This is a genomic window from Pseudoalteromonas sp. 78C3 (assembly GCF_002836695.1).
Taxonomy (GTDB): domain Bacteria; phylum Pseudomonadota; class Gammaproteobacteria; order Enterobacterales; family Alteromonadaceae; genus Pseudoalteromonas; species Pseudoalteromonas arctica.
Map to the genome: position 1 here is coordinate 60,285 of NZ_PJAV01000139.1, position 6,774 is coordinate 67,058.

Sequence of the window (6,774 nt, forward strand, 5' to 3'; positions counted from 1 at the left end):
GCTCTATAGTAAACTCGGTGGCACATTTAAGTGCAAGGGTATTCTAACATGAGTGAAAAATTTGTTGTTCAACTAAGCGAACAAGCAGCAGCGAGTCATTGGGGCGATAATGCGTCATTGTCTTTTAATGAGCGCGGTGCAACTGTTCATTTGTCTGAGCAAGAAACATTGAAAAATGTTCAAAAAGCTGGTCGTACTATTGCAATCCAAGGTATTAAAAACGTTGAATTAGCAGGCGATGCTTGGTGTACAGAAAGCCAGTGGGCTTTTTATCAAGGCTTTGTAACACCAAAATCGTTAAATGGTGTTGAGTTTGTTGATAACGCACAATCAGATATTAAAGAACTTGCTCACTTAAAAACGTCAGCAATTTGGGCACGTGAAATGGTTAACGGGACTGCCGATGATATTTACCCAGAAAGCCTTGCTGAAAAAGCGGCTGAGTTTATTCAATCATTAGCGCCTGAGCATGTAAGTTACCAAATTATTAAAGGTGATGCGTTACTAGAACAACAGTGGATTGGTATTCATGCTGTTGGTCGCGGTAGTGTTCGCCCGCCAGTATTGCTTGAGCTTGATTACAACCCAACAGGCGACGAAAATGCACCAGTAAGTGCAGCGCTTGTAGGTAAAGGTATTACGTTTGACTCAGGTGGTTACTCAATTAAATCAAGCGAAGGTATGCTTGGTATGAAGTGCGACATGGGCGGCGCTGCAACAGTAACTGCAGGTTTAGCATTGGCTATTAACCGTGGTATTGAAAAACGTATTAAACTGTTTTTATGTTGTGCTGAGAACTTAATTTCGGGTCATGCATACAAATTAGGTGACATTCTTACTTATAAAAATGGCACGACAGTTGAAATTGTAAACACGGATGCTGAAGGTCGCTTAGTACTTGCAGATGGCCTAATGGCCGCAGGTGAGACTGGCGCTCCACTTATTATTGATGCAGCAACACTAACTGGCGCAGCGCTTGTTGCTGTTGGCCAAGAGTACAATGCATTATTTGCACTTGATAAAGAACTTGTACGTGAAGTTGAGAGTTTTGCATCTCAAGAAATGGAAGCTGCTTGGCCACTTCCTCTTGAAAAATGGCATCAACAAAACTGCCCATCTCCTTATGCTGATACGGCAAATAGCCGTGCACAAAAAGGTGGCGGTTATGGCGGTGCATCGAATGCTGCAGGCTTTTTATCGCGCTTTGTGCCAAACGATGGCAAAGGCTGGGTACACATAGATTTAGCGGCTGCATTTAACATGGGCAGTACAAGTCAATGGGCAGCGGGTGCAACAACTCAAGGTATGCGTACAGTTGCTCGTACTTTACAAGAAAAAGCATAATATTTACTAAATTACGCTTTTTACGCTAAAAATAGGCACCCTTGGGTGCCTATTTTTTAATTTACAGGCAAGCAATTTTATTTCATTTACGGTAAAATCAGTCGCCAATACCTGTTTGAGTTTAATTTTTGCTTAACTCTAAGCTGCGCTCAAATCTTATATCCACCACTGGGGTTTCTAATTATGTCAGATAAGTGCTACATCACAGCTCAACAGCTGCTTGAAGATTCGTTCCGCGTAGCGGCACAAGTATACCAAGATGGCTTTCGTCCTGATTTTATTATTGGTATTTGGCGAGGTGGTGCACCGATCGGTATTGCTGTTCAAGAATATTACGATTACAAAGGCATTGAGACTGACCACATTGCAGTACGTACATCGTCTTATTACGGTATTGGTAAACAGTCGAAAGAAATTAAAGTACACGGCTTACATTACATTGTAGAGAACGCAAATGCAGGTGATTCATTATTAATTGTTGATGATGTATTTGACTCAGGTCGTAGTATTGTTGCATTAAAAGAAAAGCTTTCAGAGCTTATGCGCTTAAACTTGCCACGTGATATTCGTATTGCATGCCCGTACTACAAGCCAAAAAACTCAAAAGTAGACACTGTTCCAGATTATTATATTCATGAATCTGAAGAGTGGCTAGTGTTCCCGCATGAACTATCGGGTTTAACACCGGATGAAATTATTGCTGGTAAATCTGATCTTGCGAAAATTCATGACATTTTGCTAGAGAAGTAATTAGTAATTTGCATAAATAAAAAAAGGCCGTTAAGGCCTTTTTTTATGAGTGAAATTTAGTTTATACCAACCTGCATAAATCTTTGACCAATTTAACGAATTAAATTGCACTATAACGTCGTTAAAAATTTTATATTTAGAACAACTAGATACAAAAATTTTCGCCTAATTCTAGCGTAATTTTCTTGACGTTAAATAGACCCATATATAAGCAGATTGGTATTAAAGCTGAGCAAAGCTATCTACGTACTCACTTAGTTTTGGTATATCGACTGCTTGTAAGCCATCGTTACTTCTAAGTACCAAGCCTTTTTCTACAAGTTCTGTAACAACACGTCTGTAAGCTCGCTCAGTGGTAGCAAAGCGTTCGGCTTCAGCATTTACAGTTGGGTAGGCTCTAAGTAGCGTAGGGTTGTTGTTCTCGGCCCTTAGTAAGCAATCTTTAGCTATGTTATAGCTAAGTGGTAGTAATAACTTATCTAAATTGATTTTTTGGTTTTCCTGAAACTTAGCCGCAATAGTTTGTGCGGTGTATAAGCTTAGTTCTGGTTTCTCAAGCAGTAGAGCACGCCAATGCCTTAATTCAATAAGGTTATAAGTGACATCGCTAAAGCACGTTACCGTATAAATACATGGATTATTATTTAGCGCTTCTATTTCACCAATAAGGGTGTTGTTACAATCCAATTGTCCTAACAGCAGGCGTCGTCCATTACCTACGTCGTAACTAAACGACACAGTGCCACTGCGTACAAGCACAAGCTTGCTTAAAGGCTGATCTTGATGGATCAGAACTTCTTTTTTTGATTGTTGATAGCTGCTACCGGCAAAGGTTAAAAGCTGATCAACAAGGTAACTAGAAAAATGGTATTGAAACATCAATGTGCTCTTCGGACATTTGTCCTATTTATTACATCTTAATGACGATAGCATTAAGACACTAAGAATTTACGCTAACTTGCTACTAATATTATTAGCTTTGCTAAGAGTATTATTTTACCTTCATTTCCCGTGTAATGATTTAAGAATTTGCTGGTATTTTCCGGCAAACTTTTTCAGGTTTTTTAAGCAGGTTAGCTTTTTTATTTTGTTGTAACTTTGCAATACTTACAAGTGCCATAAGATAGCAGTACATGTAATGCTAACCTAAAGGCTAGGAGAGAACAATTGAGTTGGGAATATTTAGGTTATATTGCATCAGCTTTATTAGTTGCATCGTTAACAATGACAGATGTAGTAAAACTACGTTGGTACAACATGTTTGGTTGTATTGTATTTACTGCATACGGTGTTGCCATTGGCGCAGTGCCTGTTATTTTTACCAACGGCTTATTGTCGCTTGTAAATTTATATCACATTATAAAAATATATCGCCAACCTAAAGTTGAAGACGCTAAAAGCTAAAATAAGTTATCTGCACAAAGTAAGTTAATGGTTTTAATTAAAATCAAAAGCTTCAGTTTTTGTGCAGTCCAGCTTGAAGCGTATATAGATAATCTCATATCACTCTACATAACTTACCTTGATGAACCTTTGAACCATGCTGTAATCTCCTACTTAAAAGATGATTACCTTAGGTTTTAATACGTCGATCGTTAGCTAAATACTGTTCGCGGTTTAGATATAAATAAGTGCTTCTAAATTTCATAAAAAAATCCGATAGCAGTTTACTGCTATCGGATTTTTATCTGTTATACCAACCTGCTTATATGCTATTTAATTTGTTAAATTGCTTAAATATTTATGCAGGTAGGCACTATGGTATTTACGCTTTTTCTAAATCTTCAACGTCACCTAAACCTGCAGTTAGTTCTTCAAGTAATTGCTTTATTTCTTCAGAAGCTAAAATAAAGTCAGCATCAAGTTTTAAAGCCATATCTTCTTTAGGAATATCTGCGTTTTCTTCTTTTAGAGTTTCAGAGTAGCTTAAACGTTTGATAGAGCCATCGTTTTGCAGCATAAACTTAAGACGCTCTTGCCAATCAAGTGCAAGTTTAGTTACGCGTTTACCACTTTCTAAATGCGATTTAACTTCATCACACGATAGGTCATGACCTTTAAGTTTTACTTGTGCGCCGCTGTCGTCTGCTTCTTCAAGTTCAGCATCTGAGCCAATAGCAAAACCTTCTGGTGTACTAAAGTTAGTTAACCAATCAGTTAAAAATACATCTAGGTCGTAGTTAGCAAACGCAGGTACAACCGGAAGCGTTCCTAACGATTTACGAAGTAGTGCTAGTAGCTCTTCTGCTTTATTAAAGCTGCCACTATTTACAACAACCCAACCGTTTTCTTGGTCAATAAAGGCAAATTGTAAGCTCGACTTTTTAAATGCTTGAGGTAGAAGAGTATGAAGAATGTTTTCTTTTAATTCGTCTTTTTCTTTCTTTTTAACTGGGCGGTTTTCTTCAGCTTCTATCAGATCAATTTTCTCAGCAACTAGTTCATTAATAACAGAAGCAGGGAGTACTTTTTCTTCGCGTTTAGCGCAAACTAGAATACTTTTTTGAGAAAAATGCGATAGCGTATCGCCATGTTTTCCAAACGCTTTTGTCCAACCAAATGTTGCAAGCTCTTGACCAGTACATGGGCGAAATAAATCTTGCTCTAATGCTTTATCAAAGTCTTCTTGAGTATATGAAACGTCTTGCTTAAAGCGGTAACAAATAAGGTTACTAAACCACATAGGGGAATTGATCCATTTGAAAAATTTGTACAATCATAGCAATAAAAACAGTATCTCGAAATGACTGATTTGTTACTAATAATTTAATGCATATACTTTTATTTATTCATATTTATCAAAAATAGGCAGTGGCTTAGCCATGTTCTTCGGAAATTGAATATAGTAACGCAGACCTTTGCCCGGTTCACTCGTTGCATCAATAGAGCCACTAAGGGTTTGCTTGACCAAATTAAGCATTATATGGGTGCCTAATCCGCTACCACCTTCATCGCGTTTGGTAGTAAAAAATGGGTCAAATAATTTTTTTAATTGCTCGTTGGTAACACCGTTACCGTCATCTTTGTAATCAATAGTTAAGTTAGTGTCATCAGCGCTTATTTTAATATCCATTACACCGTTGCTTTTACCTTCAAAGCCATGAATAAGTGAGTTCATAATTAGGTTAGTAAAAATTTGGCTTATAGCCCCTGCAGGGAGATTTAAAACTAAATCATCAGGACATTCTAATTTTATAGTATGGGATGTCTTTTTTAGTTTTGGGTGCAGTGAGCGTATTACTTCGTTAGTGTAATCTTTAAAGTTAATGGTTCTTACTGCTTCACTGGCTTGATCGACCGCTATTTGTTTAAAACTAGCTATAAGCTCCGAAGCTCTATCTAAGTTAGTGGTTAGTAAGCTTGTGCTTTGCTTTGCTTCGTTAATGAATTCTTCTAGTGCTTTTGGCGAAAGTGTTTTTTCGGTATAAGCATTTTCGAGTTTATTTAAGCGTTCTTGTAAAAATGATATCGCCGTTACACCTATTCCAATAGGGGTATTTATATCGTGTGTAATACCTGCCACAAGTCCGCCTAGCGCAGCCATTTTTTCTGTGCCTAGTAAACGTTCCTGTGCAAGGCTTAACTCTTCTATATAGCGCTGAGATTCAGTTTGCTTTGTAATTAACTCTTGCTCTGTGCTGCGGCGTAAGTCTACTTCTTCGGTGAGGACAATTTTTTGCTTTTCGAGTTCGTATTTTTGCTGCTGTAAATCCATCATTGCTTGGCTTAAGTTGGATGTTTTACGGGCTACGTCTTGTTCAAGTTGTATGTTGTGTTGATCAAGCTTTTCGTTACTTATAATGAGTTCTTTTTGGGTGTGTTCAAGCTCTTTTCTATACTGAACCACTTTATCTATTAGTTTGTTAAATGACTGCTCCATCACTTTTAGTTCATTATGTTCTTCTGTTTCTATTTCTATATGTTGACCTTCTAGCTCGTCTAGTTCTAAATTTTCTAGTTGCTCAGTGAGTTCTGCTAAAGGGTCTGTAAGAAGTTTTCTAAATGCCATTAAAAATAAGATGATCAAAAAGGTGGTTTTAATCATCGCATTACCAATCAAAAAGTAGATTGATACCATAATGCGGCTAAAAACAACTTCTCGACTTGAGAATAAGGTAACGTCACCAACTTGAGTAGCACGACCTGAGAATTCAAAAATAAGTGGAAAGGTATAACCAAATAAACCCGATTTTGCGTCTTCTAAAATAACCTCTTCTTGTACTAACTGTTGGTTATATAGCTTATGTATATCAAGAGAGCGCCCTAGCTGTGAAATAATTTCGCCGCTGTCGTCTCGAACAATAATCCCTTCAATCATGGGAATGGCGAGTAAACCTTCTGCTGTTGTAATTGTTTGCTTGGTATTAAGCTCCCAAATTGCACGTGTTAAGCTGCGACTAAAGGTTTTTTGTAAGGTACTAAGTTCATCGCGAATATAGTCTTTAGTATTGACGTATTCAGCAAGCACTTGTCCACAGGTCACTACAAAGGTAAGCAAAAAATAGACGGATAAAACGCTAGTCAGTAGCTTCTTAGAAAGACTTTTTTGTAACATGAGTGACTTGTTCATCCTTTATTATTTTTGTAACGTTACGATAGTAATTTAAAAGTTAGTCAATAAACCTCTAAAAATAAATAAAAAAGTTAAAATTTAATAAGATAAATTCAAAAAGTGAGCGT

General features: G+C 37.3%; 6 protein-coding genes. 3 read left to right on the forward strand and 3 right to left on the reverse strand.

Annotation, left to right across the window (positions count from 1 at the left end):
• The first annotated feature begins 48 nt into the window (after positions 1-48).
• On the forward strand, positions 49-1,344 hold the full coding sequence (pepB, locus tag CXF76_RS09010) for an aminopeptidase PepB (RefSeq protein ID WP_024589754.1): 1,296 nt from the start codon (positions 49-51) through the stop codon (positions 1,342-1,344).
• A 183-nt stretch (positions 1,345-1,527) separates the two neighbouring features.
• Complete coding sequence (locus tag CXF76_RS09015) at positions 1,528-2,094, forward strand: phosphoribosyltransferase (RefSeq protein ID WP_007377478.1); 567 nt, start codon at positions 1,528-1,530, stop codon at positions 2,092-2,094.
• A 222-nt stretch (positions 2,095-2,316) separates the two neighbouring features.
• Here the strand turns inward: CXF76_RS09015 and CXF76_RS09020 are convergent, their stop codons facing one another.
• A complete protein-coding gene (locus tag CXF76_RS09020; protein ID WP_002962665.1) occupies positions 2,317-2,973 on the reverse strand; it encodes a Crp/Fnr family transcriptional regulator in 657 nt (218 codons plus the stop codon).
• Positions 2,974-3,261: 288 nt separating this feature from the next.
• Here CXF76_RS09020 and CXF76_RS09025 point away from each other — a divergent pair, with 288 nt between their 5' ends.
• Positions 3,262-3,498 (forward strand): YgjV family protein, encoded by a 237-nt coding sequence (locus CXF76_RS09025; protein ID WP_002962663.1) that lies wholly within the window; start codon positions 3,262-3,264, stop codon positions 3,496-3,498.
• Between the two features lie 361 nt (positions 3,499-3,859).
• Here the strand turns inward: CXF76_RS09025 and rdgC are convergent, their stop codons facing one another.
• Positions 3,860-4,777 carry a recombination-associated protein RdgC gene (rdgC, locus tag CXF76_RS09030; protein ID WP_024589755.1) on the reverse strand — a complete coding sequence of 306 codons (918 nt, stop codon included), beginning with the start codon at positions 4,775-4,777 and terminating at the stop codon, positions 3,860-3,862.
• Positions 4,778-4,879: 102 nt separating this feature from the next.
• The gene (locus tag CXF76_RS09035) at positions 4,880-6,649 is read right to left on the reverse strand and encodes a sensor histidine kinase (RefSeq protein ID WP_010554589.1); all 1,770 of its coding nucleotides are present in this window, start codon (positions 6,647-6,649) and stop codon (positions 4,880-4,882) included.
• Positions 6,650-6,774: the final 125 nt, after the last annotated feature.